The 1,471-nt window shown below is 67.2% G+C and carries 1 protein-coding gene; it reads left to right on the top strand.

The features are described 5' to 3' along the window. Window positions 1–247: 247 nt before the first annotated feature. On the top strand, window positions 248–1,447 hold the full coding sequence (locus ABZ027_RS43170) for an IS110 family transposase (protein WP_356778601.1): 1,200 nt from the start codon (window positions 248–250) through the stop codon (window positions 1,445–1,447). Window positions 1,448–1,471: the final 24 nt, after the last annotated feature.

Raw genomic sequence — 1,471 nt, 5'->3', positions numbered from 1 at the left:
CCCCCCCCATTACCGTCTTCGTAGCCCCGCAACGGGGTTACCGGCCTTCGGAGTTGGCATGACTACCTCCCCTTGTCGAGTGCATGGCCTGGGGGGTGGTGTCACCAGTTCCGAAGGCACTGACAGACCGCTGATTAGGGGCATGACCACCGGCTTCTTCGCAGGTCGGGAGGCTCTTCGTAATGTGGATGTGGCGATCAGTGCCGTGGCAGGGCCGGGCGAGTACGACCGGAGGACACCGCACGTGATCGATACCGGCGACATCGACGTCTACCTCGGCCTGGACGTCGGCAAGGGCGAACACCACGCCACCGCTGTCACTCCGGCCGGAAAGAAGGCATTCGACAAGCGGCTGCCAAACAGCGAGCCCAAGCTCCGCGAGGTCTTCGCCAAGCTGCAGGCCAAGCACGGCACCGTGCTCGTCATCGTCGACCAGGTCGCCTCCATCGGGGCCCTGCCCCTGGCCGTCGCCCGCGAGCTCGGCTGCCACGTCGCCTACCTGCCCGGCCTGACCATGCGGCGGATCGCCGATCTTTACCCCGGCGAGGCCAAGACGGACGCGAAGGACGCGTTCATCATTGCCGACGCCGCCCGGGCGATGCCCCACACGCTGCGGTCGGTCGACCTCGACGACGAGACGATCGCCGAGCTGCAGATGATCGTCGGCTTCGACGACGACCTCGCCGCCGAAGCCACCCGCCTGTCCAACCGGCTCCGCGGCCTGTTCACACAGATCCATCCGCATCTGGAACGGGTCCTGGGCCCGCGCATGCAGCACCCGGCGGTGCTCAGACTGCTGGACCAGTTCGGCTCGCCGGCCCAGATCCGCAAGGCCGGACGCCGACGGCTCGTCGCCCTGATCCGTCCGAAAGCGCCCAGGATGGCCGAACGGCTGATCGACGACGTGTTCACCGCACTCGACGAGCAGACCGTCGTCGTCCCGGGCACGGAGGCGGCCGCGCTGATCGTGCCCAGCCTCGCCTCCTCGCTCCAGGCAGTGCTCGACCAGCGCAAACTCCTGGCCCACCGGATCGAGGAACTCCTGGAGGCCCACCCTCTTTCCAAGGTCCTGATGTCCATGCCCGGCATCGGCATCAGGACCGGAGCTCGCATCCTCATCGACGTCGGCGACGGCACGGCGTTCCCGTCCGCAGCCCACCTCGCCGCCTACGCCGGCCTCGCTCCGGCGACCCGAAGCTCCGGGTCTTCCATCCGCGGTGAACAGCCCTCACGAAGAGGAAACAAACAGCTCAAGCGAGCCTTCTTCCTCTCCGCGTTCGCCGCACTGGCCGACCCGGCCTCCCGCAGCTACTACGACAAGAAGATCGGGCAGGGAAAGCACCACACCCAGGCCATCCTCTGCCTCGCCCGACGCCGGGCAGACGTGCTCTTCGCGATGCTCCGCGACGGCACCTTCTACCAACCACCAACCCCGATCACTTCTTGACCAAAGTCATAGGGGCACCCCCCC

Origin of the sequence: Streptomyces sp. NPDC006332, from assembly GCF_040612855.1 — a bacterium.
GTDB lineage: Bacteria > Actinomycetota > Actinomycetes > Streptomycetales > Streptomycetaceae > Streptomyces.
Note: the sequence above shows the minus strand (reverse complement) of the source record. Positions and strands in the feature narration are given on the sequence as shown.